This window comes from Mycobacterium bulgaricum (assembly GCF_041287165.2).
Classification (GTDB): Bacteria; Actinomycetota; Actinomycetes; order Mycobacteriales; family Mycobacteriaceae; genus Mycobacterium; species Mycobacterium bulgaricum.
Genome location: NZ_JBGGKV020000002.1, coordinates 197,036 through 223,431, shown reverse-complemented (window position 1 = coordinate 223,431; position 26,396 = coordinate 197,036). Strand labels below are relative to the sequence as shown.

Below are 26,396 nucleotides of genomic sequence, written 5' to 3'. Positions count from 1 at the left end.
GGGCTTGGATGATGACGGAAACAGGCGCCGTTGTTGTTCGACTCGACACCCATCCTGCGTGGAAAGCCGCGGATCGGCGTTCCCGCGAAATCGAAGAGGCCATGCGCAGGCATCCGGCTTATCAGTCCCGCGCGCTGAACCCCCCGCTGAAGGTGGTTTAGCCGCGCGGAAGGGGTGCCCCTGGTGGTGGGGGCGCCCCTCTTCGCGACTATGTGCGGGTGTCCAGGCCGAGTAGGCGGGCGCTCACCTCCCGCATCTCGACCTTGCGGATTTTGCCCGTGACCGTCATCGGAAATTCGTCGACCACGTGGACGTAGCGGGGAATCTTGTAGTGGGCGAGCTTCCCGTCCGCGAACTCGCGAAGCGCGGCGGCGTCGAGCGCATCGCGCCCCGGCCGCATCCGGATCCATGCGCACAGCTCTTCGCCGTACTTCTCGTCGGGCACGCCGATCACCTGAGCGTCCTCGATGTCGGGATGGGTGTAGAGGAATTCTTCGATCTCCCGGGGGTAGATGTTCTCCCCGCCGCGGATCACCAGGTCCTTGATGCGGCCGACGATGTTGCAATACCCGTCGGGCCGCATCACCGCCAGATCGCCGGTGTGCATCCAGCCGTGGGCGTCTATGGCTTCTGCAGTCTTCTCCTCATCCCGCCAATACCCCAGCATCACCGAGTAGCCGCGCGTACAGAACTCGCCGGGTTCACCCCGCTTGACGATTTCTCCGGTGTCCGGGTCGACGATTTTGATCTCGACGTGCGGGTGGACGCGGCCGATCGACGATGTCCGCCGTTCCAGGTCGTCGTCGAACAGGGTCTGACACGACACGGGAGACGTCTCGGTCATCCCGTAGGCGATCGACATCTCGGTCAGGTGCATCTCCTCGATGCAACGCTTCATCACTTCAACGGGGCACACGGCGCCCGCCATGATGCCGGTGCGCAACGAGGACAAGTCTCGGTTCGGGAAATCGGCGTGGTTCTGCATCGCGATGAACATCGTCGGAACCCCGTAAACCCCTGTGCACCGTTCCTTTTCGATCGCGGCCAAGGTCTGCCCGGGGTCGAAGGCCTGCGCCGGGATCACCATGGCCGCACCGTGCGTCGTGCAACCCAGGTTGCCCATCACCATGCCGAAGCAGTGGTAGAAGGGCACCGGGATGCACAGGCGGTCCCCGGGCCCGAAGCGTATCTGTTCGGTGACGAAGAAGCCGTTGTTGAGAATGTTGCGGTGTGACAGAGTCGCGCCCTTGGGGAATCCCGTAGTGCCCGAGGTGTATTGGATGTTGATGGGATCGGTGTTGGACAGTTCGATGCCGCGCGCGCGCAGGGCGCTGTCGTCGACGTCGACGGCCCCGGCGCGCAAACTGTCCCAGTCCTCGGTGCCGACGAACAGGACGCGTTGCAGCGCAACGACATCGGGTCGGACCTCGTCGACCATGGCGACGTAGTCCGACGTCTTGAATCGAGTGGCCGAGATGAGGGTCGAGACCCCGGATTGGTCGAGCACGTAGCGCAGTTCGTGCGTCCGGTAGGCCGGGTTGATGTTGACCAGGATCGCGCCGATCTTCGCGGTCGCGTACTGCACGATCGTCCACTCCGGACAGTTCGGCGCCCAGATCCCCACCCGGTCGCCACGTTCGACCCCCTGCGACATCAAACCCCGTGCCACCGTGTCGATCTCGGCGTCGAGTTGGGCGTAGGTCCAGCGGCGGCCGCTCGGGACGTCGACCAGTGCCTCGTGGTCGGGGTAGGTGGCGGCGATCCGCTCGAAATTGGCGCCGATCGTCTCTTCCAGAATCGGGGTGTCGGTCGGGCCTGCGTCGTAGGACTTGGTCGTTCCCTCCATCACTGCACCAGATCCTCGTATCGGTATTCCGTGTCGATCGGCTGACCACCGCGGTGCGCATCCTCTTCCCGACGGCGTAGTTCCACTCTGCGGATCTTGCCCGAAATCGTCTTGGGTAACTCGGAAAACTCCACACGCCGCACCTTGAGGTACGGCGCGAGATGATCTCGCGAATGTTCGAAGATCGACCGGGCGGTCTCGACGTCCGCCTCCCATCCCTCGGCCAGCGCGATGTAGGCCTTGGGTACGGCCAGCCGAGTGGCGTCGGGCTGCGGCACGACGGCGGCTTCGACCACGGCGGGATGCTCGATGAGCACGCTCTCGAGTTCGAACGGGGACACCTTGTAGTCCGAGGACTTGAAGACGTCGTCGGTGCGACCGATGTAGGTGATGTAGCCGTCCGCATCGCGGCTGGCGACGTCGCCGGTGTGGTAGTAGCCGTCGCGCATCACCAGTGCGTTGCGCTCGTCATCCCCGAGATATCCGGTCATCAGGTTCAGCGGCTTCTGCGCGAGGTCGAGGCAGATCTCGCCCTCGTCGGAGAGCTCCCCGGTCAGCGGATCCACCAGTACCACGGGTACGCCCGGCATCGGCCGGCCCATCGATCCGGCCTTTACCCGCTGGCCCGGGGTGTTGCCGACCTGCAGCGTGGTCTCGGTCTGGCCGAACCCGTCACGGATCGTCAGCCCCCACGCCCGCTCGACCGCGCCGATCACCTCGGGGTTGAGTGGCTCCCCGGCGCCCAGCGCCTCCCGAAGGCCCTCGGGACGCTCGCCGAGGTCGGACTGGATGAGCATGCGCCACACCGTCGGCGGCGCGCAGAACGTGCTGACCCCTGCTCGACGGATCTGTTCGAGCAACTCCCGAGCCTGGAAGCGTCCGTAGTTGTAGACGAAGATCGTCGCCTCCGCGATCCACGGCGCGAAGAAGCAGCTCCACGCGTGCTTGGCCCAGCCGGGGGAGCTGATCGCGAGATGTACGTCGCCGGGTTTCACACCGATCCACGCCATCGTCGTGAGATGCCCGACGGGGTAGCTGATCTGGGAGTGTTCGACCAGCTTCGGCCTGCTGGTGGTGCCGGAGGTGAAGTACACGAGCAGCGGATCGTCGACCGTCGTACCCGGGTCGTGCGCCGTGGCCTCGACCGCGGCTGCGTCGGCGTAGGAGTGCCAGCCGGGCACCGCGTCACCGACGGCGACGCGGACAAAATCATCGGGGTCGCGCGGTAGCTCGCCGAACTTCGGGGCGTCCGCGGCGTTGGCGATGACGAAGCCGGCGCCGCCCCGCGTGATCCGGTCGGCCAGGTCGGCGGGCCCGAGCGCGCCGGTGGTCGGCATGATGACCGCGCCGAGTTTCGAGACGGCCAGCATCGACTCCCACAGTTCGGTCTGGTTGCCGAGCATCAGGATGACGCGGTCGCCCTTCCCGACTCCGAGTCCGGCCAGCCACGTCGCCACCTGGTCGGAGCGCCGGGCCATCTCGTCGAAGGTCACCTGCGTCTCGCTGCCGTCCTCTTCGACGATCCACAGCGCGATCCGGTCGTTGCCGCGCGCGATCGCGTCGAACCAGTCCGTCGCCCAGTTGAACGCGCCCGACAACCGGGGCCACGAGAACGTGGCCATGGCCCTGTCGTAGTCGGTCATGACGTCGACCAGGTGGTCGCGGGCGGATCGGAACAGGTCGGTGTTGGTCGCCATGCCTAATAGGATCCAGGTCACACTCGTCCGTCCACCACCCCCGAAAGTGGGTACCGGCGCCATGCCCCTTCTCCGGCCTCGCGACGGTGACGCGTTGCGTGCCGAGCTGCGGCGGGTTGCGGTCCTCGGCGACGTCCCGGTGATGTTCGGCGGTGAGGTGCACGGCGACACGCTGCTCATCACCGAGTACCACGGGGTGCGCACCGGTGGCCTGCGCGGACTGGCGGTGCGGTCGAACTCGGGCCTCGGTGGGGCCAGCATGGTTGCCGGCCGTCCGCTGGCGGTGGCCGACTATCGCAACGCGTCGTCGATCACCCACGACTACGACGGTCCGGTGCTCTCCGAAGGCATCCAGTCGGTCCTGGCCGTTCCGGTTCTGGTCGAGGGGCGGGCTCGCGCAATGCTCTACGGCGCGTACCGAACCGGGGCCCCGTTCGGCGGCCGGGTGGCCGACCTGGTGGTGGAGGCGGCGCAACGGCTCGGCGACGAGCTGCGTATTCGCGACGAGGTCGACCGTCGGCTCCGGTTACGGGAGGCGCATCTGACGACCAGCGGCGAGGTCAGTGCCGAGCAGATCCGCGAGGTTCACGCCGAACTGCGGCTGCTGGCCGTGTCGGCGCCCGCCGCGCTGCAGGACCGCCTGCGCGCGCTTGCCGACACGCTGTCGGGAAGTGACGGCGCCGCCCCGGACGGTCCGCCGCTGACGCCGCGAGAGCTCGATGTCCTGGCCCAGGTGGCGCTCGGTTGCACCAACTCCGAAGCGGCCCGGCGACTTTCGTTGAAGCCGGAGACCGTCAAGAGCTATCTGCGCAGCGCGGCAACCAAACTCGGGGCCCGCACGCGTTACGAGTCGGTGTCGAAAGCCAGAAGGCTGCGGTTGATCCCCTAGACATGGCAAAGGGGCGCCTCCAGCGGGGGGAGTAGGAGGCGCCCCTTTGAGTCTGGGGTCTACTTGACGTTCACGTAGTAGACCTTGCCCGTGATCGTCTGCTGCTGGGCACTGCTGTCGCTGGTGCCCTGGACGGTCGAGCGGATGTCGGCGCCCGGGTTCACGCCGACCACGGTGGCCTGCGACAACGGGGTGTCGGACAGCCGGTTGACGATGACGCGGTTACCTTCGGCCTCCAGCCGGCTGATGGTGTCCTGGACGTCTCCGCCCGAGGGGGCCGCCGCGGCGGGTGCGGCGAGGGCGAAGAGCGCCGCGGTGAGGGTGGCTCCGGCGGCGGTGGCGATCGCGAAGTTCTTCATTTCGGTTCCTGCGCTTCCCTTTTGTCGGTTCTGCTCTGGTAAACCCGTGGCCTCCCAGGTTCATTTCACGTGGCAGGAATTGAATGCCGGTTGGCAGGAATCGTTCTGGGGGTTATCCGGTAGATGTGATGGCGGCCAGCGTCGATGCCGCCGGACCGTGTCGCGACCAAGGTGTTCGCATGAGCATCTTCACCACCGCCGACGGCACGGACATCTTCTACAAGGATTGGGGTTCCGGGCAGCCCATCGTGTTCAGTCACGGTTGGCCGCTCTCGTCCGACGACTGGGACAACCAGATGCTGTTCTTCCTCCAGCGCGGCTACCGCGTGGTCGCCCACGACCGGCGCGGCCACGGCAGGTCCACCCAGACGCCCGACGGCCACGACCTCGACCACTACGCCGACGACCTCGCAGCCCTCGTCGCGCATCTCGACCTGCGCGACGCCATCCACATCGGCCACTCGACCGGCGGCGGTGAGGTGGTCCGCTACCTGGCGCGGCACGGCGAAGAGCGGGTCGCCAAGGCCGCACTCATCAGCGCGGTGCCGCCGCTGATGGTGGCTACCGACGCCAACCCGGAGGGCCAGCCCAAGGCGGTCTTCGACGATCTGCAGGCGCAGCTCGCCGCCAATCGGTCGGTGTTCTACCGCAACTTGGCCGCGGGCCCGTTCTACGGGTTCAACCGACCCGGAGTGCAGCCAGAGCCGGCCGTCATCGAGAACTGGTGGCGCCAGGGGATGATGGGCGATGCGTATTCGCACTACGACGGCATTGTCGCCTTCTCGCAGACGGATTTCACCGAGGACCTCAAGAAGATCACCGTGCCGGTGCTGGTGATGCACAGCGAAGACGACCAGATCGTTCCGTACGTGGCGGCCGGACCGAAAGCGGAAGAACTGCTCAAGAATGGAATTCTGAAGACATACAAGGACTTTCCCCACGGAATGCCCACCACGCATGCCGATGTCGTCAATGCCGATCTGCTCGCGTTCCTGAAAGGATGAGGACGTGAGCGCCTTGGTTCCGCCGTTCACCCTGGACACCGCAGTTGCCAAAGTCCGTGCCGGACATGCCGATCATCCCGGGCTCAGCGAACTCGGGCTCTGAGGAAGCGGCACGCTTGCCAGGTGCGGTCCGCCGATGCTGCCGAGCCAGAGTCGGCCGCCCGCCTCGACCAATCCCGTCGCCATGCTGAAGCCGGGGTGGGTCATCCTGATGCCGGCAACGGCCTGACCGCTGTCGGGGTCGAACGCGACGGCCCATACGACGGCCTCCGGCTTGGGCTGCAGCCGGTCAGGTAGGCGCCAGAGCAGCTTGCGCACCAGGGGTGGTCCCGCGGCGAGTCGGTCGGCCAGCGGATTGGCGGGGGTGACCATCGCGCACCAGATTCGGCCGTCGGCGCCCGTCGACAGGTTGTCGGGCATCGCAGGCAGGTGCACGGCCAACGGTGTCACCGATCCGGCCTGCGGTCCGGTCAACCAGTACTTCGACAACCGGCGACCCTGCGTCTCCGCGAAGACGAGCGCAGAACCGTCCGCCGTGGGCGTGACGCCGTTGGCGAAGTACAAGCCGTCCACGAGCGTGGTGACATTGCCATCGGGATCGAGGCGGTGCAGTGCGCCGCGCCCTCGCGCTTCGAAGATCGCTCCCATGTAGCGGTCGATGGTGAACGCGCTCGTCGACTCGGTGAAATAGACTGTGCCGTCCGCTGTTTGGGCGACATTCGAGCAGAAAGTCAGCCGGCGTCCCCCGATCGACGTCACCAGCGCCTCGATGCTTCGCGTCGTCGGGTCAAGTGCCAGGAGCCCTTGCGGACTGTCGCAGATCAGCAGGTGCCCGTCGCGGGCGACGCAGAGGCCCAGTGGGCGGCCCCCGGCGTTGGCGACCACTTCGGGCCTGGTGCCGTCGGGCGCGAACCGCACGATGTTGCCGTTGCGGGCGCCGACCCACAGGTAGCCGTGGGTGTCGACGACGACATCCTCGGGGTCTCCGCCGGGCACCTCCACGAGGGTGAGGTCGGCGCCGGGGAACTCTGGCAGCGGTTCAACCGGGGGCGCGTGCCAGCGGACCGGATCGATCGGTGGTTTCGGGGAACTCACGTCGACGACGTTAGACCCGGCCACCCGGCCATGGCGCGCTCGGGAATGAATCGGCCGAACATGGCCTTGACCTCAGCGTACTGAGAAACACATCCGTTCTTTCACGAGAGGCCACGAGATGACCACACCACTGACCGGGCGGCGGGCGCTCGTGACCGGCGGCTCACGCGGGATCGGCGCCGAGATCGTCCGGCGACTGGCTGCCGACGGGGCCGCCGTCGCGTTCACCTACTCGGCCGCGGAGGTCGAGGCGAAAGCGCTCAGCGGGGAGGTCGCGGACAACGGGGGTACCGCCGTGCCGATCAAGGCCGACGCTGCCGATCCGGCGCAGATCGCGGCCGCCGTCGAACAGGCGGTCGCCGAGCTCGGCGGATTGGACGTGCTGGTCAACAACGCAGGCATCGGCCACCTTTCACGCTTCGAGGACACCACGCCCGAGCAGTACGAACGCCTCGTGGCGGTCAACATCAACGGCGTCTACTGGGCGTCCCGCAGCGCGCTCGACCACCTGGGGGAGGGATCGCGAATCATCAACATCGGCAGCATCAACGCCGACCGGGTACCCGGACCCGGCATCACCGCCTACGCGATGACCAAGGGCGCGGTGTCATCGCTGACCCGCGGGCTCGCGCGCGAGCTGGGTCCGCGCGGGATCACCGTGAACAATGTCCAGCCGGGTCCGATCGACACCGAGATGAACCCCGCCGACAGTGAATTCGCCGAAGAACTCAAGACGCAGGTGGTTGCCTTGGGGCGCTACGGCCACAGTCGCGATGTCGCCGCCGTCGTCAGCTTCCTGGCCGGCACCGAGTCGGGATTCGTGACCGGTGCGAACTGGAACGTCGACGGCGGCTTCACCGCCTGACACCTACATCCGCGCAGACGCCTCGGTGAGCACGTTGCGCAGGATGTCGTAGATGGCGTCGAACTCGGCCTGCCCGCTGATGAGCGGCGGGGCGAGCTGCACGACTGGGTCGCCGCGGTCGTCGGCACGGCAGTAGAGGCCCGCTTCGAACAGCGCCGGTGTCAGGAAGCCGCGCAGCAGTCGTTCGCACTCGTCGTCGTCGAAGGTCTCCTTGGTGGCCTTGTCCTTGACGAGTTCGATGCCGTAGAAGAAGCCTTCGCCGCGGACGTCGCCGACGATCGGCAGATCGTAGAGCTTCTCCAGCGTGGATCTGAACGCCGGAGCGTTCTCCTTCACGTGGTCGTTGATGCTTTCGCGCTCGAAGATGTCGAGGTTGGCCAGCGCCACCGCGGCCGAGACCGGATGCCCGCCGAACGTGTAACCGTGCCCGAACACCGTCTGCCCGTCGTCGAACGGCTCGAACAGCCGGTCGCTCGCGATCATCGCGCCGATCGGCGAGTAGCCCGATGTCAGACCCTTGGCGCAGGTGATGATGTCGGGTACGTAGCCGAAGTCGTTGCACGCGAACATCGATCCGATGCGGCCGTAGGCGCAGATCACCTCGTCGGAGACCAGCAGCACGTCGTACTCGTCGCAGATCTCGCGGACCCGCTCGAAGTATCCGGGCGGGGGCGGGAAGCAGCCGCCCGCGTTCTGCACCGGCTCGAGGAATACCGCGGCCACGGTGTCGGGGCCTTCGAACTCGATCGCCTCGGCGATCCGGTCGGCGCAGTACCGGCCGAACGCCTTCGGGTCGGTGCTGAATTGTTCCGGTGCCCGGTAGAAGTTGGTGTTGGGGACGCGGAAGCCGCCGGGGGTCGGCGGATCGAACGGCGCCTTGAAGGCCGGGATGCCGGTGATGGCCAGCGCGCCCTGCGGTGTGCCGTGATAGGCGATGGACCGCGACAACACCTTGTACTTGCCGGGCTTGCCGGTCAGCTTGAAGTACTGCTTTGCCAGTTTCCAGGCGCTCTCGACGGCTTCGCCGCCGCCGGTGGTGAAGAAGACCCGGTTGAGATCGCCGGGAGCGTAATTGGCGATCCGCTCGGCGAGTTCGATGGCGGGCGGGGTCGCGAAGGACCACAGCGGGAAGAACGACAAGGTCTCGGCCTGCTTGGCAGCGACCTCGGCCAGCTCGGCCCGGCCGTGGCCGACCTGGACGACGAACAGGCCCGAGAGTCCGTCGATGTACCGGTTACCCTCGCTGTCCCAGATGTGGACGCCCTCACCGCGGGTGATGATCGTCGGGGTGATGCCCGCGCCATGGCGGGCGAAGTGGCCCCACAGGTGGCGGTTCGCCTTGGCGCCCATGGCGGAATTCGTGGACTGTTCGGTTTCGGAGATGATGGTCATCGTGTGCCCCAATTGTATTGCTGCTTAACAAGTTTCAGATAAACAAGGGTTTCGGTGGATATCACTCCCGGCAATGCGCGGATCTGGGTGTTGAGAAGTTCGAGCAGGCTGTCGTCGTCTTCGCAGACGACCTCGACGATGGCGTCGAACGAGCCCGCGGTCAGCACGACGTAGTCGACCGATTCGATCTCGGCGAGCTTTTGGGCGATCTTGGTGGTGTCGCCGGTGCACTTGATGCCGATCATGGCCTGGCGGGCGAAGCCGAGCTGCAGGGGATCGGTGACCGCGACGATCTGCATGACTCCGGCGTCGACCATGCGCTGAACGCGCTGACGCACCGCGGCCTCCGAGAGGCCGACGGCCTTGCCGATACCCGCGTAGGAGCGTCGACCGTCCTGCTGCAGCTTCTCGATGATCGCCTTGGACAGTTCGTCGAGCTGAAAAGCGGCGCCCGGGCGAGACTGGTTCACACGGAACGAGACGGGGCCGACGGCATGGGGTAACCCGGGGTTGGCCATGCCTGTGATTGTGCACGGAATCCGTCGTGACAAGCAACCATGACGGCGAAATCAATCGTTCAAACCAGCTGTCAATGCGGTAATGCGTAGCTCGGCTGGCTCCGGCGCGCTAGCGTTGACCTATGACTGCCGCTCAAACCGCCACGCTGGCCGGAAGCTGGATCGACGGGGCGCCCGTTGCGACTGCGGGTCCGATTCATCAGGTGATCAACCCGGCGACCGGGGATGCCGTCGCCGAGTACGCGTTGGCGCAACCCGGCGACGTCGACACCGCGGTCGCGTCGGCGCGGGCGGCGCTGGCCGGTTGGGCAGGGGCGACCCCGGCCGAGCGGTCGGCAGTACTGGCCAAGCTCGCGAAACTGGCCAACGAGGCGTCGTCGGCTCTGGTGGACGAGGAGGTGCGGCAGACCGGCAAGCCGGTGCGGCTGGCCACCGAGTTCGACGTGCCCGGCAGTGTCGACAACATCGACTTCTTCGCCGGCGCGGCACGCCACCTCGAAGGCAAGGCGTCTGCGGAGTACTCGGGCGATCACACCTCGTCGATCCGGCGCGAGGCCGTCGGCGTCGTCGCAACCATCACGCCGTGGAACTACCCGCTGCAGATGGCGGTGTGGAAGGTGCTGCCCGCGCTGGCGGCGGGATGCTCGGTGGTGATCAAGCCGGCGGAGATCACTCCGCTGACCACGGTGACGCTGGCGCGGCTGGCGTCGGAGGCCGGCTTGCCGGACGGCGTGTTCAACGTGGTGACCGGTGCCGGGGTGGACGTCGGTTCGGCATTGGCCGGGCATGCCGACGTGGACATGGTGACGTTCACCGGGTCGACGCCGGTGGGACGTCGCGTCATGTTGGCGGCGGCGGCGCACGGGCACCGGACGCAGCTCGAACTGGGCGGCAAGGCGCCGTTCGTGGTCTTCGACGATGCCGATCTGGATGCGGCGATTCAGGGTGCGGTGGCCGGGGCGCTGATCAACACCGGGCAGGACTGCACGGCGGCGACGCGGGCGATCGTGGCCCGCGATCTGTACGACGACTTCGTGGCCGGTGTCGCGGAGGTGATGTCCGGTGTCGTCGTCGGGGATCCCGCGGATCCGGACACTGATCTGGGGCCGCTGATCTCGTCGGCGCACCGCGCGAAGGTGGCGGGCATGGTCGAGCGGGCGCCGGGGGAAGGCGGACGGATCGTCACCGGCGGCGTCGCGCCCGACGGGCCGGGGTCGTTCTACCGGCCGACGTTGATCGCCGACGTGTCCGAACAGTCTGAGGTGTGGCGGGACGAGATCTTCGGGCCGGTGCTCGTCGCACGGTCGTTTACCGATGACGACGACGCGCTGCGGCAGGCCAACGACACGAAGTACGGGTTGGCGGCGTCGGCGTGGACGCGGGATGTGTATCGCGCACAACGTGCTTCGCGCGAGATCCACGCCGGGTGCGTGTGGATCAACGACCACATTCCGATCATCTCCGAGATGCCGCACGGTGGCTTCGGCGCGTCGGGCTTCGGCAAGGACATGAGCCAGTACTCGCTTGAGGAATACCTGTCGATCAAGCACGTGATGAGCGACATCACCGGCGCGGTCGACAAGGACTGGCACCGAACGATCTTCACCAAGCGCTAGCCTGCCTCTCGCGAAATATCATTCCGGGTTGCGATCTGGCCGCTGATCACAGCCCGGAATAATATTTCGCGATAAGACGCTATTCGTCGTCGCGTGGCACCACAATCACCGGAACGTCAACGCCGGCGAGGATCCGCGCGGCGGTCGATCCCAGGAAAATCCGGCTCGGCGCAGCGAACCTCGACGAGCCCACCACGAGCAGGTCGCCGTCGTCCCACTTGAGCTTCTTGAGCGCCGACTCCAGCGTCATGCCGTCGGCGACCAGTGACTCGATCTCCGGCGAATCGGGCAGGGCGCGGGCGGCAACGGCGAGGTTCTCTTCGGCGGCGGCAACCTGCAGTGCCCGAACCTCTTTCGCGCTGCCCGCCTCGGCGAGGTTCTCCGCCGACACCAGCGACAGCATCCGGACTCGGAGGCCCGCAGCGCTGGCGAGCGTGATGGTGAAGGGAAGTGGATTGTCGTCGCCCGCCCGCGTCGGCACCGCTGCCGTGACCGCGGTGATCGACTCGTCCGGATCCTCGGCGTAGCCACGCGGGGCCAGCGCCACCGGGATCGACGAAACATGCAGCAGCGCACCGGTGACCGGGCCGATGGTGTGCCTGCCGAAGAAGCCGTCGCGCGCCCCGCCGACCACGATCAGGTCGGAGGACTTGCTCTCGGCGAATTCGACAAGTTCCTGCGCGAACGACTCTCCGACGATCACCTCCGAGCCGACCGTCACACCATCGGCCTCCAGCGATGCAACGGCTTTGGCGACCCACTGCTCGCCGCGGGTGACCAGCATCTGCTGATACTCCGCGCGGCCGGGATGGCCGTCGGGGAGTTCTTCGCGGACCACGATGACGACGTCCACCGTCGCGTCGAAGGTCTTGGCGAGCGCACTGGCCAGCGCCACGCCGTCGTCGCCCGTCGGGGTTGCGAGATAGCCGACTGTCAAATGCATTGCGGGACTCTCTCTTTAGAAGGTGTCCGGGACCTTGACTGCGGTGTCGGCATTGAGCGTCTCTCCGCGGAAGAAGCGCTTGGTGCCGAAGGCGAAGCATGCCAGCATCAGCGGGATGCCCAGCACGAGCATGCCCACGCCGAGCACGAAGACCCCGCCGATCGGGCCGAAGGCGGTGTAGCCGTAGTCGGGCTGGATCATGTCCTTGGCGCTGATCACGAATGCGGCCAGCATCGCGAGCCCGCCCAGGAGCGGGAAGACGCCGCGGAAGAACAGGTTTCGCGCCGACTGGAACAGCGTCCTGCGGAAGTACCATACGCAGGCGAACGCGGTGATGCCGTAGTAGAACGCCACGGCGAGGCCCAGCGATGCGACCGAGTCGAGCAGCGCGTTCTCCGACAGCAGCTTGAGCACCAGGTAGAAGAACAGCGCCGCGATGCCCATCACGATGGTGCCGAATGCCGGAGTCATGTAGCGCGGGTGGACATTCGAGAACCGCTTCGGGATGGCTTCGTAGACCGCCATCGACAGCGTCCCGCGCGCGGTCGGCAGGATGGTCGTCTGAGTTGACGACAGTGCCGACACCGAAACCGTCAGCAGGAGAGCCGATGCCGCGATCTGGCCGGCCACCGGCTCGCCGAGGACGGTGAGGACGTCGTCGGTGTTGTTCGGGTTGTTCAAGCCGATGCCGACCTCGCTGAAGCCCGCGAAGGACTGGAGTGCGTAGGCGACGAGCACGTAGGTACACACCAGGATGACGGTCGTGACGAGCGCGGCGATGCCAGGTGTCTTTCCTGGATCCTTGGTTTCTTCGCCGACGGCCAGGCACGCATCCCAGCCCCAGTAGATGAAGATGCACAGGATCACCGCGGCGGCGATCGACGACACGTCGAGGCCGCTCGGCCACAGCCACGACAGCTCCGGGGTGATGGCCTGTTCTCCGGCGGTGTCGGAGAACACCCGGATCAACGCGATGACGCTGACGGTGATCAGCACCCCGAACTGGATGGCGATCAGAACGTTCTGCACCCGCTCGCTGACGACGATGCCGCGCGCCGAGACGAGCGTCATCGCGACGATGAAGAAGCAGCCGAGACCGACAGTCGCGGGCACGCTCTCGGCGAGGTTGTCCAGGCCGAGGAAACTGTAGAGATAGATCGCGGCGATCTCGGAGACGTTGGCCAGCACGATGATCGCCGACACGGCAAGGCCCCAGCCGCCGATCCAGCCGATCCACGGACCGAATGCTTTGGTGCCCCAAGTGAACGTCGTGCCGCAGTCCGGGGTGTCCTGGGACAGCTCTTTGTAGGCGAACGCGACGAGCAGCATGGGGATGAACGCCAGCACAAACATCGCCGGCGCCTTCTCCTGGACGTTGAGGACGACGTAGCCGAGCGTCGCAGCAAGGCTGTACGCGGGCGCGACGGCCCCGAGGCCGATGACGACGTTGCCGACGAGGCCGAGGGCCCCCGCCTGCAGACCCTTGCCGCCGACAGCGGGAGTCGACGGATCCTCCGTGATTGCCATGGGGCGAACAATACGGTTCCGGTAGTGTCCCCGCGCCTCGTACGCGGAAATCGTTGTGAGGATGCCTTCAGGCGACGGAATCCGAGATAAAACGACGTCCGATCGTCCGTTCTAGACTCGACAGATGACCGCGACCGCGCGCGTCGCCGAGTTCGAGCAGCTGCGACCGCACCTGCTGTCCGTCGCGTACCGACTCACCGGAACCGTCGCCGATGCCGAGGACATCGTCCAGGATGCGTGGCTTCGGTGGGCGGCCAACCGCGGCACGTCCGTCAACGATCTGAAGGCGTGGCTGACGACGGTCGTGAGCCGACTCGCGCTGGACCGGCTGCGGTCGGCGGCGCACCGCCGCGAAAAGTATGTCGGTGAGTGGTTGCCTGAGCCCGTGGTGACGGGCCTCGACGGAGACGACCCGCTGGCGTTGGTCGTCGCCGGTGAGGACGCGCGGTTCGCCGCGATGGTGGTGCTCGAGAACCTGACGCCAGACCAGCGGGTCGCGTTCGTCCTACACGACGGTTTCGCGGTGCCGTTCACCGAGATCGCCGACATTCTCGGGTCGACGCCCGAGTCGGCCCGTCAGCTGGCATCGCGGGCACGACGCGCGGTGTCGTCGGCGCCGCCGCCCGCGGCCGAGCACGCCGAGGTGGTCGGCAAGCTGCTGGCGGCGATGGCGTCGGGGGACTTGGACGTCGTGGTGTCGCTGCTGCACCCGGACGTGACGTTCACCGGCGATTCGAACCGCCGCGCACCGACCGCGGCGCGCGTCATTCACGGGCGGGACAAGGTCGCGCGGTTCCTGTTCGGGCTCGCGCAGCGCTACGGCGCGCAGCGGCTGTCCGACAGCGGGGTGCTCGGTCTGGTCAACGGCGAACTGGGTCTCTACTCGCCGGGCGCGGAGGCCACCGACACCGCCCCGGCGATCGCGCCGCGCATCCAGGCGCTCACGGTGCGCGACGGGCAGGTGGTCGCGATCTACGACGTCTCGAACCCGGACAAGTTCACCGGCTCACCGTTGAGGTAGGCGAGCGCAACACGCAGTGCGTACCGCTGTACACCGTCGGCATGCATTTCATGCAATGCACACACAAGCTTTCCGCGGTCCTTCCGGTCCGGAAGCGGTCGACCAGATCGGGTTCGCGCAGCAGCGCTCGCGCCATCGCGACGAAATCGAAACCCTCGTCGAGGGCTCCCTCGACCGTCTCGAGGCGGTTGATGCCTCCGAGGAGCATCAGCGGCATCGAGAGCGCCGCCCGGAATTGCCGCGCCTGCGGCAGAAAGAACGCCTCCTCGAACGGGTAACGGCGGAACAGGCGGCGGCCGATCACCCGCAAGCCGAGGCCGACAGCGGGTGGCTGTAAGGCAATGAACTCGTCCAGGGGCACCTCGCCGCGGAAGTAGTACATCGGATTCGACAGTGAGCTGCCGCCGGTCAGCTGTAGCGCGTCCAAGTGCCCGTCAGCTTCGAGTAGCCGTGCGGTCGGCAGGCTGTCTGTCAGCCAAAAACCGCGCCGGACTCCGTCGTCCATGTTGAATTTAGCTGTCACAGCCACGCTTTCGCCGGCACGGAGCCGAACGCGTTCAGCCACTCGGCGGGCCAGCTCGGCACGCCGTCGGGTGTCTCCGCCGTAGCGGTCGGTTCGCCTGTTCAGATTCGGGCTGAAGAACGAACTGAGCAGATAGCCGTGGCCCATGTGTATCTCGATGGCGTCGAAGCCCGCGTCCACCGCATTCGCCGCAGCGACACCGAAGTTGTCGACGACAGCCTCGAGCTGTTCGCCGGTCGCGCCCCGCACCAAACCCATGGCGGGGGCGCTGAATCGGGTCGACGGGGCGAGCGTCGGCATGCGGTTCGACAGGGTGTTCGCCACCAGTCCGGCATGACCGATCTGTGCGCACGCCAAGGCACCGGCGTCGTGCACGGCGGTCGTCAGCCGTCGAAGCTGTTGCGCGCGTTCACGGTCGAGGACGATCGTGTCCCGGTGGACCCGTCCGTCGGGGGAGACGGCGCAGTAGGCGACGGTCGTCATCGCGGCTCCACCGCGCGCGACCTCGGCATGGAAGTCGACGAGTTCGTCGCTCACCTGACCGCGCGGCATGACCCCTTCGAACGTCGCCGCCTTCACGATGCGGTTCTTCAGCGTCAGCGGACCCAGCCGCGCGGATTCGAATACCTGTATCGATACCATTGGCATCGTAACGTACACGAGAGAGTGGGGAGTGAACCAGTGCGCGTCGCGATCACGGGGGCAACGGGATACCTGGGTGCGCACGTGGCGCGCGCACTGCTGGTGGCGGGACATCACGTGAAACTGCTTGTGCTACCTGGCGAGGTCTCGGCGCCCGTGCTCGGCCGGTTGCGTGAGTTGGGCCCGGTCAGTATCGCCGTCGGGGACATCCGTCGGGACGCCGATGTGCGTGGGCTGCTGACCGGTGCCGACGCGATGGTGAGCGCCGCGGGTGTCGTCGGCACCGACGAACGTCGCGTCCAACTCATGTGGGATGTCAACGCCTGTGCCACAGAAGCGATTCTGCGTGCCGCTGTCGAGCGCGGCTTGGACCCCGTGGTGTCGGTGAGCAGTTACAGCGCGCTGTTCCCGCCTTCAGACGGGATTATCTCGTTGGCCACGCCCACGGCGGCCGGTCGAAGTGCGTATGCCAAGACGAAGGGATACGCCGACAGGGTCGCTCGGGAGCTGCAGCGCACCGGCGCGCCGGTCGTGGTGACGTACCCGTCGAGCGTCGTGGGTCCCGCGTTCTGCACTGCGCCGGGGGTGACTCAGCAGGGCTGGTCGCCGATCGTGCGGTGGGCTGTGGCCCCGAAGCTCAAGGGCGGCATGCAGATGATCGACGTGCTCGACGTCGCAGAGGTCCATGCGCGGCTCATGCATCCGGGACGGGGACCGCGCCGCTATCTGTGCGGCGGAGTCCTTTTGACATTCGACGACATGATCGACGCGCTCGAGCAGGGGTTGGGGCGGCGGATCCGTAGGGTCCCGCTTCCGGCCGCGGCGCTGCTCGCGGCGGCCCGCGCCGCCGACGCCGCAGCGCGGGTAATGCCGGTGCCCGCAGGGCTGAGCTATGAGGCGGCGACGCTGCTCACCGCAGGCACTCCGACCGATGACAGCGTCACGCTGCGGGAGCTGGCGATGACGTGGCGCTCACCGAGCGATGCCATCGTCGCGTCATTCGGCGCCGGCGCTGCGCTGCAGCAGTTCGGTGATTCTCCCACGTAGCGCATCGGAATCCTCGTCCGAGGCGATCGTCGACATGAACAGCGCGGCTCCTGCCGCCATCACCAGGATCGCTCGGGCATCGCGGTCCGCGCGCCGCCGCTGGGCCGCTGTCGTAGCGTGCCGGTGATCGATGAACAACTGGACAGCCGGTCCACTGAAGTTGGCCCACAATGCTTTTCGCAGTTCGTCATTTTCCCGCAGTGCCAGCATGAGCCCCGGCACGGCTTCGCTGACCTCAGGGGTGGAGAACAGCTCGTGGCTGCCGCGCACCACCCATTCGATCCAGCCCGGCAGGTCGGTGCCCGAGAAGGGGGACAGGTCGGGCGTCTCGCCGAGGATTGCGTAGAGAACCAGTTCGGCTTTCGAGCCCCACCTGCGGTTCAGGCTGGACCGTCCCACGCCGGCGCGCACGGCGACCATTCGGACGCTCAGATTGTCCCAGCCGACCTCCATCAGCAGTTCCCGCGTGGCGGCGAGCACTCGCTGGTCGATCGATGCGTCGCGCGGCCGCCCACCCGAAACCGCGCGCTGTTCTTCGTCGGTCATCACCGTCGATTCAACCGCACGCTCAGCGCACGTGGTCACATCCCGGACAGCTGCGGAATGACGTGGTCGGCGAAGGTCCGCAGCGACTCCAGCGTGCGTTCCGCGTCTCCGATCGCCTCGTGATACACGGCGACGCGACGCGCACCGGTCTCCAGGACGAAGTCCCCGAGCTCGTCGACAACCTGACCGACCGGGCCGATGATCGCGCCGGCGGCGACCATCCCGGCCATCGCGTCGGGGTCCAGTCGCGTGCCGTCCGGGCCAACGTGACGGTCGGGCGCCTGAGGGACGTGCGGGTGGTCACCGTGGCGGAAGGACTCGCGCAGCGCCGCAGCCAACCGTTCGCGGGCATCGGGTGCGTCGTCGACGACGGCGATGACGGTGTGGAGATGGTCGGGGTCGCTGCCGCCGATGTCGCGGTAGCGCTGCTCCAGCGACACCCGCGCTGACGCGGGGGTTGCGAAGTAATGCTGAAGCGCAAAACCGTTGGCGGCAGCGCACTTCAGGCCTACTTCGCTGGACGTGGCCATCAGTAGCGGAGGATGGGGCCGGGTGCGGGACGACGGCTGCAGCTCGGAGGACGACCACAGGTCGATCAGCCGGTCCACGGTGCCGTGCGGTTCGTCGTTCCATCGCGCGAAGTCGACGTCGAGCATCTCGTAGTCGCGCCGGTAGCCGCCGCGGCCAAGGCCGAGTTCGAATCGGCCGCCGCTGAGGTGGTCGAGCAGCGCCGCCCGCTCCGCGAGTTCCACCGGGTGGCACAGGGGAGACAGGACGACCGATGTGCCGACGCCGATGGTGCGGGTGCGTCCGAGCAGGAATCCGGCGGTCGTCAGGGCGCTGGGGTTGATCCCGAACCGGATGAAGTGGTGCTCGGTGACCCACAGTTCGTCATAGCCCGCCTCCTCGGCGAGCTCAGCCTGCGTGAGCGCGAGCCCGACGACCTCGTCGGCCGTGGCACCCACCGGAGCGCCCATGTTGAGAAGTACACCGAATCGCATGGGCGGTTAGGGTACCCTAACCTGCGACGGTGACGGGTTGTCACCTCGCCCAGGGCACCCGGCAGGCGTCGCCCGAACCGAAGCCCTGTTCGGTGATTCCCAGCGCGGCATTCATCCGGGCCCGCATGTTCTCCACGCCGATCTGATAGGTCAGCTCCATGACGCCCTTGTCGCCGAATCGGCGCCGCAGGTCGTCGACCTGCTCGTCGGTCACGGCGTGCGGGTCCGTCGTCATGGCCGCGGCGTAGGCGATGGCGGCACGCTCGTCATCGGAGAAGCTCGGTGACGTCGCATAGTCGTCGATGTCTGCGAGCCGGGCCATGTCCAGGCCGTCGAGGCGCATCAGCATTGCGCCGAAGTCCACGCACCACGAGCAGCCGATCTGCCGGGCCACCCAGTAGACGGCCAGCTCACGCACGCCGGCGGGCAACTCGGTGGACGCCCGTTCCAGCATCCCCTCGTGCACGGCACCCGCGATCATCAGGCCGGGGTGGTGGGCGTAGATCGCGAAAGGTTCCGGTACCTCGCCGAAGCGGCGTTTGGCGTAGCGCCACATCAGCCGGGTGAGCAGCGATGCGCGTTGCGTTGGCACGGGTTCGAGGCGTGTGGTCGTCATACCTTCCAGACGACACAGCCCGCCGGAGTGTGACTCGGTACTTCAAATTGCCGTGGGCGGGTAAAGAATGGGGCGTGCAGGAGAAACTCTCACCCCGCGGTTCGGTCTATGGCGCCCATCTCCGGTCGAGCGCGGTGGTCGCAATCGAGTTCGTTGCCGTGGCGGCCGCGCTATGGGTGCTGGCCTGGGTTGTCGGCAAGACCTGGGTGATCCTGCTGCCGGTGGCGCTGGCCTTGATCGTGTGCACGGTGTTGTGGCCGCCGGTGCGCTGGCTGCGGGACAAGGGAGTACCGCCCGCGGCGGCGGTGCTGCTGGTGCTGCTGGTCGCCGTCGCGGTCATCGCCGGCGTGGTCGCCGCGGTGGCCCCGGCGATCGTCGAGCAGTCCGCGGAACTCGCTGAGCAGGCGACAGCCGGCGTCGTCAAGGTGCGGGACTGGCTCGGCGGCCCGCCACTGAACATCAGTGAGGAGCAACTCAATTCGGCGGTCGCCGCCATCACCGACCGGTTGAACTCGAGCAGTGCGCAGATCGCGTCGGGCGTCTTCACCGGCGTCGGCGCTGCGACCTCGGCGCTCGTCACGGTATTCACGGCGGTCGTCGTGACGTTCTTCTTCCTCAAGGACGGGCCGCGATTCATCCCGTGGCTGCGCCGTACCGTCGGCAGGCCGGCCGGTCCGCATCTCGCCGAGGTCTTCGCGAGGGTGTGGGCCACGCTCGGAGGATTCATCCGCACCCAGGCTCTCGTGAGTCTGGTCGACGCGGTGCTGATCGGGATCGGCCTGGTGATCCTCGGGGTTCCGCTCGCGTACGCCCTGGCGGTCATCACGTTCATCGGCGGCTTCATCCCGATCGTCGGTGCGTTCGTGGCCGGTGGCCTCGCGGTGCTGATCGCGTTGGTTGCCAACGGTCCGGTCACCGCGCTGATCGTGCTGGGGATCATTCTCGCGGTGCAGCAACTTGAGGGGAACGTGCTTCAGCCCTGGCTGCAGTCGAAGTCGATGAAGCTGCATGCCGTCATCGTGCTGCTGGCGGTGACGTTGGGTGCCTCGACGTTCGGTGTGATCGGCGCGTTCCTTGCGGTCCCGGTGGCTGCGGCGGTCGCGGTGATGGTCCGGTACTACCTCGAACAGGTGGCCGAGCAGGCCGGGGAGAAGGACGCCCCCGAGGAGTCCGAGGCCGGCGCGGACGAGGACGAACCCTCAACTGCGTGACCGCTGATAGTGGCGGCGCGCCTTCATGCGATTGCCGCAGATCGCCATCGAGCACCAGCGTGCCGTGTTCGGCTTGCTGCGATCGATCAGGAACAGCTGGCATTCGGTGTTGGCGCAGGGCCGGAGCCGCCCCGGGCTGTTGACGCGTAGCCCGTCCCAGGCCAGGACTGCGCGCGCCGCCGCGTCGACGCCTGCGAGCTGCCAGTCGACGCCGTCATCGGCTGTCGTGGGGCTCAGGCGAACTCCGGCCAGAAGCGGCTGTAGCGCAGTGGGTTTCAGGTCGCCGCGGATCACCCCCTGTATCGCGGAGCGAGCCTCGGCCAGCGCGGCGCGTTCGTCGGCGGTGGCTCGGAGGTTGTGCGCGGTCATCCAGTCGCCGTCCAGGTGATCGGTCGGTACGCCGTCGATCACGGGCGTGGTGTTGAGCAGGTCGAGCAGGAACGCCTCGTCCTCGGGCGTGCTTGCGCTTAACTCCATGTCTAACCTCCAAAAACCTATTGACAGGTTACACAATCGTGGGTTCAATGGCTATAACCATCAAAACTAGTTATAGGAGTTAGTTGTGCACGAAGTCCATCACCGCTACGCGACTGTCGGCGGCCGCCGGGTCTTCTATCGGGAAGCCGGTGCCGCCGACGCCCCTGTCGTCGTGCTGCTGCACGGGTTCCCGACCAGCTCGTTCATGTTCCGCAACCTCATCCCCGCGCTCGCCGACCGCTACCGGGTCATCGCCCCCGACTACCTCGGCTTCGGCTATTCGGATATGCCGTCGGTCGACGAATTCGACTACACCTTCGATGCGCTCGCCGAACACGTTGCGGGGCTGCTCGAACAGCTCGGCGTCGCGCGCTACGCGATCTATGTCCAGGATTACGGCGCGCCCGTCGGCTGGCGGCTGGCGCTGCGCGACCCGGACGCGATCACCGCGATCATCACGCAGAACGGCAACGGCTACGACGCGGGCTTCGTCGCCGACGGCTGGGCCCCGGCGTGGGATTACCAGCGCGAGCAGACGCCCGAGACGGAGGCGGCGCTACGCCAGATCCTGACGTTCGAGACGACGCGGCATCAGTACGTGGCGGGCGTTCCCGACGAGTCGGTGGTCAGCCCTGACACGTGGCACCACGACTTCGCGCTGCTCTCACGCCCGGGCAACGACAAGATCCAGCTGAAGTTGTTCCTCGACTACGCCACCAATCCCAAGCTTTATCCCGCCCTGCACGACTACTTGCGCGCCAGCGGTGTTCCGTTGCTCGCGGTGTGGGGCGACAAGGATCCGTTCTTCGGCCCGGACGGCGCGCGGGCGTTCGCCGAGGACGCGGTCGACGCCGAGATCCATCTGCGCGACGGCGGCCACTTCCTGCTGGAGAGCGACTTCGCAGCGGTGACGGCCCTGATCCGTGACTTTTTGCAGAGGCGGTGGGCCTAGCGCGCTGTGGCGTCCCGGACGTCGGCCACGATGAGGTCGTACATGCGTCGTGTCACCTCGACGTCGTCACTCATGATGTTGTAGCCGTGATCGACACCCGCGACGTCGTGATGGCGCACCAGCGAACCAGCCTCGGCCAACTTCGCCGCATACCGCACACCTTCGTCGCGCAAGCGGTCGTACTCGGTGGTGATGACGACCGCGGGAGCGATACCCCGGAGGTCGTCGGCATTGGAACCCCATGCGGGAGAGGCGAACCGGTGCTCGCGGTCGCGGCGTCGTGGGATGTATGCGGTGTCGAATACCTCACCCATCCACGGCGTCAGAATGGCACGCGAGCCGAGCGGCGACTTCTTCTCCGACGTGGGCGTCACCAGATCCAAAGGCGCATAGTGCAATACCTGAAGACAGATGTGCGGGCCGTTGTCCTCCAGCGCCATCCGCGAGACGGCCGCGGAGAGGTTGCCGCCGGCGCTCTGGCCGCCGATGCAGAGCCGGCTGCCATCCCAGTCGCGTTCGGCAGCGGCGGCCCACCGGACCACATCGAGCACCTGCTCGGCGGCGCTGGGAAAGCGGTGCCCGGGAGCAAGGAGATAGTCGACGTTCACGACGACGACGCCGGCGTGGGCAGCGAGGTAGCGGCACCACGGGTCGTCCTGTTCGGGGCGACCGACGACGAAACCGCCGCCGTGGACGTTGACGTACACCGCGGGACGATCGGTGGCTGCGGGTGGGCGATAGATCGTGACGCGGGTGGGTCCGTGCCGCGTCGGGACGGTATCGCCGTCGGCGTTCCCTGCGACCTCGGGGAAGCGGACAGCCTTGCGCGGTGCGGGATTGACCGTCATGGCGAAGAGCCGGGACACCGTGTCGGCGACGGGCTGCCAGGACAGTAGGGACACGCGTCCTCCTCGGGGATTCGGGCGTAACTCGTCAACGTCAGCGTGACAAACTACACCCGAATCACCAACGACCTAGCGCGCGAACATCAACGCGCGCTTGACTTCCTGAATCGCCTTGGTCACCTGGATCCCGCGCGGGCAGGCTTCGGTGCAGTTGAACGTCGTGCGGCAGCGCCAAACTCCGTCGACCTCGTTGAGGATGTCGAGCCGCTCCGCGGCGCCCTCGTCACGCGAATCGAAGATGAACCGGTGCGCGTTGACGATCGCGGCCGGTCCGAAATACGACCCTTCGCTCCAGTAGACGGGACACGACGTCGTGCAGCAGGCGCACAGGATGCACTTGGTGGTGTCGTCGTAGCGCGCGCGGTCGGTCTGGCTCTGAATGCGTTCGCGCGTCGGCTGATTGCCCGACGTGATGAGATACGGCTTGATGGCGCGGAACGCGTCGAAGAACGGCTCCATGTCGACGACGAGGTCCTTCTCCACGGGCAGGCCGCGGATCGGCTCGATCGTGATCGTCAGCTGCTTGGACGCCTTCTTCGGCAGCATGTCGCGCATCAGCACCTTGCACGCCAAGCGGTTCACGCCGTTGATCCGCATCGCATCCGAGCCGCACACGCCGTGCGCGCAGGACCGGCGGAACGTCAACGTCCCGTCCAGGTACCACTTCACGTAGTGCAGCAGGTTCAGCAGGCGGTCCGACGGCAGGCAGGGCACGCGAAAGCTCTGCCACCCCGCGTCATCGGGTGACTCCGGATTGAACCGGGCGATCTTCAGAGTCACCATCACCGCGCCCTCGGGCACAGGGGGCAGCTCGGAATCGCCAGTGTTGGGCTTCTCCAGAACTCCAGTCATGATTCCTCGCGCAAGCGCTTGTCAGCCGTCATGAGATCAGTACTTCCGTTCCATCGGCTCGTACCGCGTCTGGACCACAGGCTTGTAGTCCAAACGGATGTCACTGAGAAGGTCGGACCCTTCCTTGTACGCCATCGTGTGGCGCATGTAGTTGGTGTCGTCGCGGTTGGGGTAGTCCTCGCGGGCGTGGCCGCCGCGAGACTCCTTGCGGTTCAACGCGCCGACGACGGTGACCTCGGCGAGCTCGAGCAGGAAGCCGAGCTCGATTGCCTCCAGCAGGTCGCTGTTGTAGCGCTTTCCCTTGTCCTGCACCGTGATCCGCGAGTACCGTTCCTTGAGGGCGTGGATGTCGGTCAGCGCCTGCTTGAGCGTCTCCTCGGTGCGGAACACCGCGGCATTGTTGTCCATCGACTGCTGCAGCGCGCCCCGGATGTCGGCGACGCGTTCGTTGCCGTGCTCGGAGAGGATGTCGCCGACCCAGCCGACCACCATCTCGGCGGGACTCTCCGGCAGGTCCACGAAGTCATGTCCCAGCGCGTAGTTCGCGGCGGCGATACCGGCGCGGCGGCCGAAGACGTTGATGTCCAGCAGCGAGTTGGTGCCCAACCGGTTCGCCCCGTGCACCGACACGCAGGCGCATTCGCCTGCGGCGTACAGACCAGGGATGACCGTGGTGTTGTCGCGGAGCACCTGGCCGTTGATGGTCGTCGGGATGCCGCCCATGACGTAGTGGCACGTCGGATAGACGGGCACCAGCTCCTTGACCGGGTCCACGCCGAGATAGGTGCGGGCGAACTCGGTGATGTCGGGGAGTTTGGCTTCCAGCACGTCCTCGCCGAGGTGGCGCACGTCGATGTAGACGTAGTCCTTGTTGGGCCCGGCGCCGCGGCCTTCGAGAACCTCGAGAACCATTGAGCGGGCGACGATGTCGCGCGGAGCGAGGTCGACGATGGTCGGTGCGTAGCGCTCCATGAAGCGCTCGCCGTCGCCGTTGAGCAGGCGGCCACCCTCACCGCGCACCGCCTCGGAGATCAAAATGCCGAGACCCGCGAGGCCGGTCGGGTGGAACTGGTGAAACTCCATGTCCTCCAGGGGAAGTCCCTTGCGGAAGATGATGCCCAGCCCGTCCCCGGTCAGCGTGTGGGCGTTCGATGTCGTCTTGTACATCCGGCCCGAGCCGCCGGTGGCGAAGACGATCGCCTTGGCATGGAAGACGTGGATGTCGCCGGTGGCCAGCTCATAGGCGATGACGCCGGTGGCCACAGGACCCGACGGGGTTTCGGTCAGTGCGATGTCGAGGGCGTAGTACTCATTGAAGAATTCGACGTCGTGCTTGACGCAGTTCTGGTACAGCGTCTGCAGGATCATGTGGCCGGTGCGGTCGGCGGCGTAGCAGGCGCGGCGCACAGGAGCCTTGCCGTGGTCGCGGGTGTGGCCGCCGAAGCGGCGCTGGTCGATGCGACCTTCCGGGGTGCGGTTGAACGGCATCCCCATCTTCTCGAGGTCGAGCACCGCGTCGATGGCCTCCTTGGCCATGATCTCGACCGCGTCCTGGTCGGCCAGGTAGTCACCGCCCTTGACGGTGTCGAAGGTGTGCCACTCCCAGTTGTCTTCCTCGACGTTGGCCAGCGCGGCGCACATCCCGCCCTGGGCGGCGCCGGTGTGCGACCGCGTCGGGTAGAGCTTGGTCAGCACCGCGGTGCGGGCGCGCGGCCCGGACTCGACGGCCGCTCGCATGCCCGCGCCACCGGCGCCGACGATCACGACGTCGTAGCGGTGTTCAACAATCATGGGGCTTCTCCGTTTCAGGAAATCGACGCGTCGAACGTCACCAGCACGTAGGTGCCCAGCACCAGCGTGAAGACCATCGACAGCGCGAGCAGCGTGTTGAGCCAGAACTTGGTCGAGTCCTTGCGCGTGTAGTCGGCGATGATCGTGCGCATCCCGTTACCGCCGTGTAGTTGCGCCAGCCAGAGCAGAAGCAGGTCCCACGTCTGCCAGAACGGCGAGGACCAGCGCTCGGCCACGTAGTTGAAGTCGATGCGATACACCCCGTCCTCCCACATCAGCATGATGAAGAGGTGGCCGAGCGCCAGAAACACGAGCACGATGCCCGAGAAGCGCATGAACAGCCAGGTGTATTTCTCGAAGTTCGGCATCCCACCGGCGCGGCGCGGCGCGCGCGGATTGTCCAGGCCCGCCGGGCGGTCGAAGCTGCGCTGCATGACGGGCGCCGGCCCGCCGCGGTCGCTGATGTGGTCGTAAGGGTTCTCGGGCATTACAGGAACCTCTCCGCCATGTGCATCCCAATGACACCGAGAGAGGCGACGAACACCACGATGAAGATGCCGGCGATGATCCACAGCATCTTGCGTTGGTGTCGCGGACCCTCGGACCAGAAGTCGATGAGGATGACCCGGATGCCGTTGAGAGCGTGATAGAGAACGGCCGCGACGAGGCCGATCTCCATGAGTCCGATGATCGGCGTCTTGTAGGTCTCGATGATTTCGTTGTAGGCCTGCGGGCTCACGCGCACCAGCGCGGTGTCGAGCACGTGGACGAACAAGAAGAAGAAGATCGTCGCACCGGAGATGCGGTGCAGCACCCAGGACCACATGCCGGGGTCGCCGCGGTAGAACGTGCGGCGTCGCATCGGCTTCGATCGCGGTGCCGCCAAATCGGTATCGGCTGGTGTCGCCGTACTCATAGGACCCTCCAACGCCATCGGTGGAGGCTTGCGAACTCGGTGTTGCTTACCGGCCCCCAAACCTCGGGGCGACTCTAATCCCCTTCGTACTCTTGAACGAACTAGCGTGTGGCGTTATGCCGCCGATCGGAGCCCGAGTTAGGGT

The 26,396-nt window shown here is 66.7% G+C and carries 26 protein-coding genes; 8 read left to right on the top strand and 18 right to left on the bottom strand.

The genetic code is table 11. The features are described 5' to 3' along the window. Positions 1-208 precede the first annotated feature (208 nt). Positions 209-1,846: an AMP-binding protein gene (locus ACAG24_RS07570; RefSeq protein WP_370472417.1), complete on the bottom strand. Its 1,638-nt coding sequence runs from the start codon at positions 1,844-1,846 to the stop codon at positions 209-211. Continuing rightward, complete coding sequence (locus ACAG24_RS07565; protein ID WP_370472418.1) at positions 1,846-3,543, bottom strand: AMP-binding protein; 1,698 nt, start codon at positions 3,541-3,543, stop codon at positions 1,846-1,848. Before ACAG24_RS07565 ends, ACAG24_RS07570 begins: the two co-directional genes overlap by 1 nt. A 61-nt stretch (positions 3,544-3,604) precedes the next feature. On the opposite strand from ACAG24_RS07565, the gene ACAG24_RS07560 reads away from it, so the two are divergent. Continuing rightward, a complete protein-coding gene (locus ACAG24_RS07560) occupies positions 3,605-4,432 on the top strand; it encodes a helix-turn-helix transcriptional regulator (protein WP_370472419.1) in 828 nt (275 codons plus the stop codon). Between the two features lie 59 nt (positions 4,433-4,491). Here ACAG24_RS07560 and ACAG24_RS07555 read toward each other — a convergent pair whose 3' ends face one another. Then, the gene (locus ACAG24_RS07555) at positions 4,492-4,791 is read right to left on the bottom strand and encodes a hypothetical protein (RefSeq protein WP_370472420.1); all 300 of its coding nucleotides are present in this window, start codon (positions 4,789-4,791) and stop codon (positions 4,492-4,494) included. A gap of 179 nt (positions 4,792-4,970) precedes the next feature. Here ACAG24_RS07555 and ACAG24_RS07550 point away from each other — a divergent pair, with 179 nt between their 5' ends. After that, positions 4,971-5,795 carry an alpha/beta fold hydrolase gene (locus ACAG24_RS07550; RefSeq protein ID WP_370472421.1) on the top strand — a complete coding sequence of 275 codons (825 nt, stop codon included), beginning with the start codon at positions 4,971-4,973 and terminating at the stop codon, positions 5,793-5,795. A gap of 72 nt (positions 5,796-5,867) precedes the next feature. Here the strand turns inward: ACAG24_RS07550 and ACAG24_RS07545 are convergent, their stop codons facing one another. After that, entirely contained in the window at positions 5,868-6,890 is a 1,023-nt protein-coding gene (locus tag ACAG24_RS07545) for an SMP-30/gluconolactonase/LRE family protein (protein ID WP_370472422.1), read from the bottom strand. Positions 6,891-7,008: 118 nt separating this feature from the next. On the opposite strand from ACAG24_RS07545, the gene ACAG24_RS07540 reads away from it, so the two are divergent. Then, the gene (locus ACAG24_RS07540; RefSeq protein ID WP_370472423.1) at positions 7,009-7,755 is read left to right on the top strand and encodes an SDR family oxidoreductase; all 747 of its coding nucleotides are present in this window, start codon (positions 7,009-7,011) and stop codon (positions 7,753-7,755) included. 3 nt (positions 7,756-7,758) lie between these two features. Here ACAG24_RS07540 and ACAG24_RS07535 read toward each other — a convergent pair whose 3' ends face one another. Continuing rightward, complete coding sequence (locus tag ACAG24_RS07535) at positions 7,759-9,147, bottom strand: aspartate aminotransferase family protein (RefSeq protein ID WP_370472424.1); 1,389 nt, start codon at positions 9,145-9,147, stop codon at positions 7,759-7,761. Continuing rightward, entirely contained in the window at positions 9,144-9,665 is a 522-nt protein-coding gene (locus tag ACAG24_RS07530) for an Lrp/AsnC family transcriptional regulator (protein WP_024448966.1), read from the bottom strand. Before ACAG24_RS07530 ends, ACAG24_RS07535 begins: the two co-directional genes overlap by 4 nt. A gap of 122 nt (positions 9,666-9,787) precedes the next feature. Here ACAG24_RS07530 and ACAG24_RS07525 point away from each other — a divergent pair, with 122 nt between their 5' ends. Then, positions 9,788-11,281, top strand: a complete 1,494-nt coding sequence (locus ACAG24_RS07525) for a gamma-aminobutyraldehyde dehydrogenase (RefSeq protein ID WP_370472425.1) — start codon at positions 9,788-9,790, stop codon at positions 11,279-11,281. Positions 11,282-11,360: 79 nt separating this feature from the next. Here ACAG24_RS07525 and ACAG24_RS07520 read toward each other — a convergent pair whose 3' ends face one another. Both ACAG24_RS07520 and ACAG24_RS07515 read right to left on the bottom strand, forming a co-directional pair. Continuing rightward, positions 11,361-12,224: a universal stress protein gene (locus tag ACAG24_RS07520; RefSeq protein WP_370472426.1), complete on the bottom strand. Its 864-nt coding sequence runs from the start codon at positions 12,222-12,224 to the stop codon at positions 11,361-11,363. A gap of 15 nt (positions 12,225-12,239) precedes the next feature. Then, the gene (locus ACAG24_RS07515) at positions 12,240-13,751 is read right to left on the bottom strand and encodes an APC family permease (protein WP_370472427.1); all 1,512 of its coding nucleotides are present in this window, start codon (positions 13,749-13,751) and stop codon (positions 12,240-12,242) included. Between the two features lie 124 nt (positions 13,752-13,875). Between ACAG24_RS07515 and ACAG24_RS07510 the strand changes: the two genes are divergently transcribed. Then, on the top strand, positions 13,876-14,772 hold the full coding sequence (locus ACAG24_RS07510) for a sigma-70 family RNA polymerase sigma factor (RefSeq protein WP_370472428.1): 897 nt from the start codon (positions 13,876-13,878) through the stop codon (positions 14,770-14,772). Here the strand turns inward: ACAG24_RS07510 and ACAG24_RS07505 are convergent. Then, complete coding sequence (locus ACAG24_RS07505) at positions 14,750-15,937, bottom strand: NADH:flavin oxidoreductase (protein ID WP_370472429.1); 1,188 nt, start codon at positions 15,935-15,937, stop codon at positions 14,750-14,752. The genes ACAG24_RS07510 and ACAG24_RS07505 overlap by 23 nt on opposite strands. A gap of 39 nt (positions 15,938-15,976) precedes the next feature. On the opposite strand from ACAG24_RS07505, the gene ACAG24_RS07500 reads away from it, so the two are divergent. Continuing rightward, entirely contained in the window at positions 15,977-16,984 is a 1,008-nt protein-coding gene (locus ACAG24_RS07500; RefSeq protein ID WP_370472430.1) for an NAD-dependent epimerase/dehydratase family protein, read from the top strand. Here the strand turns inward: ACAG24_RS07500 and ACAG24_RS07495 are convergent. From ACAG24_RS07495 to ACAG24_RS07485, 3 genes are read right to left on the bottom strand one after another with little or no spacing between them, the layout of a single operon-like run. Further along, positions 16,934-17,530 carry a TetR/AcrR family transcriptional regulator gene (locus ACAG24_RS07495; protein WP_370472431.1) on the bottom strand — a complete coding sequence of 199 codons (597 nt, stop codon included), beginning with the start codon at positions 17,528-17,530 and terminating at the stop codon, positions 16,934-16,936. The two genes, ACAG24_RS07500 and ACAG24_RS07495, sit on opposite strands and share 51 nt — an antisense overlap. Before the next feature lie 35 nt (positions 17,531-17,565). Beyond that, positions 17,566-18,531 carry an LLM class flavin-dependent oxidoreductase gene (locus ACAG24_RS07490; protein WP_370472432.1) on the bottom strand — a complete coding sequence of 322 codons (966 nt, stop codon included), beginning with the start codon at positions 18,529-18,531 and terminating at the stop codon, positions 17,566-17,568. A gap of 40 nt (positions 18,532-18,571) precedes the next feature. After that, entirely contained in the window at positions 18,572-19,147 is a 576-nt protein-coding gene (locus tag ACAG24_RS07485; protein ID WP_370472433.1) for a carboxymuconolactone decarboxylase family protein, read from the bottom strand. Positions 19,148-19,221: 74 nt separating this feature from the next. On the opposite strand from ACAG24_RS07485, the gene ACAG24_RS07480 reads away from it, so the two are divergent. Next, the gene (locus tag ACAG24_RS07480) at positions 19,222-20,358 is read left to right on the top strand and encodes an AI-2E family transporter (RefSeq protein ID WP_370472434.1); all 1,137 of its coding nucleotides are present in this window, start codon (positions 19,222-19,224) and stop codon (positions 20,356-20,358) included. Here ACAG24_RS07480 and ACAG24_RS07475 read toward each other — a convergent pair. Beyond that, positions 20,347-20,835 carry a CGNR zinc finger domain-containing protein gene (locus ACAG24_RS07475; protein ID WP_370472435.1) on the bottom strand — a complete coding sequence of 163 codons (489 nt, stop codon included), beginning with the start codon at positions 20,833-20,835 and terminating at the stop codon, positions 20,347-20,349. The two genes, ACAG24_RS07480 and ACAG24_RS07475, sit on opposite strands and share 12 nt — an antisense overlap. Before the next feature lie 85 nt (positions 20,836-20,920). Here ACAG24_RS07475 and ACAG24_RS07470 point away from each other — a divergent pair, with 85 nt between their 5' ends. Then, complete coding sequence (locus ACAG24_RS07470) at positions 20,921-21,787, top strand: alpha/beta fold hydrolase (RefSeq protein WP_370472436.1); 867 nt, start codon at positions 20,921-20,923, stop codon at positions 21,785-21,787. Here ACAG24_RS07470 and ACAG24_RS07465 read toward each other — a convergent pair. The 5 genes from ACAG24_RS07465 to sdhC form a co-directional block, all read right to left on the bottom strand. Beyond that, the gene (locus ACAG24_RS07465; RefSeq protein ID WP_370472437.1) at positions 21,784-22,689 is read right to left on the bottom strand and encodes an alpha/beta hydrolase; all 906 of its coding nucleotides are present in this window, start codon (positions 22,687-22,689) and stop codon (positions 21,784-21,786) included. The genes ACAG24_RS07470 and ACAG24_RS07465 overlap by 4 nt on opposite strands. Positions 22,690-22,761: 72 nt before the next feature. Continuing rightward, complete coding sequence (locus tag ACAG24_RS07460; protein WP_370472438.1) at positions 22,762-23,544, bottom strand: succinate dehydrogenase iron-sulfur subunit; 783 nt, start codon at positions 23,542-23,544, stop codon at positions 22,762-22,764. Between the two features lie 36 nt (positions 23,545-23,580). Next, positions 23,581-25,335, bottom strand: coding sequence for a succinate dehydrogenase flavoprotein subunit (sdhA, locus tag ACAG24_RS07455; protein ID WP_370472439.1), 1,755 nt, complete (start codon positions 25,333-25,335; stop codon positions 23,581-23,583). A gap of 14 nt (positions 25,336-25,349) precedes the next feature. Continuing rightward, positions 25,350-25,823, bottom strand: coding sequence for a succinate dehydrogenase hydrophobic membrane anchor subunit (locus ACAG24_RS07450; protein ID WP_370472440.1), 474 nt, complete (start codon positions 25,821-25,823; stop codon positions 25,350-25,352). Beyond that, positions 25,823-26,251: a succinate dehydrogenase, cytochrome b556 subunit gene (gene sdhC / locus ACAG24_RS07445; RefSeq protein WP_370472441.1), complete on the bottom strand. Its 429-nt coding sequence runs from the start codon at positions 26,249-26,251 to the stop codon at positions 25,823-25,825. Before sdhC ends, ACAG24_RS07450 begins: the two co-directional genes overlap by 1 nt. Positions 26,252-26,396: the final 145 nt, after the last annotated feature.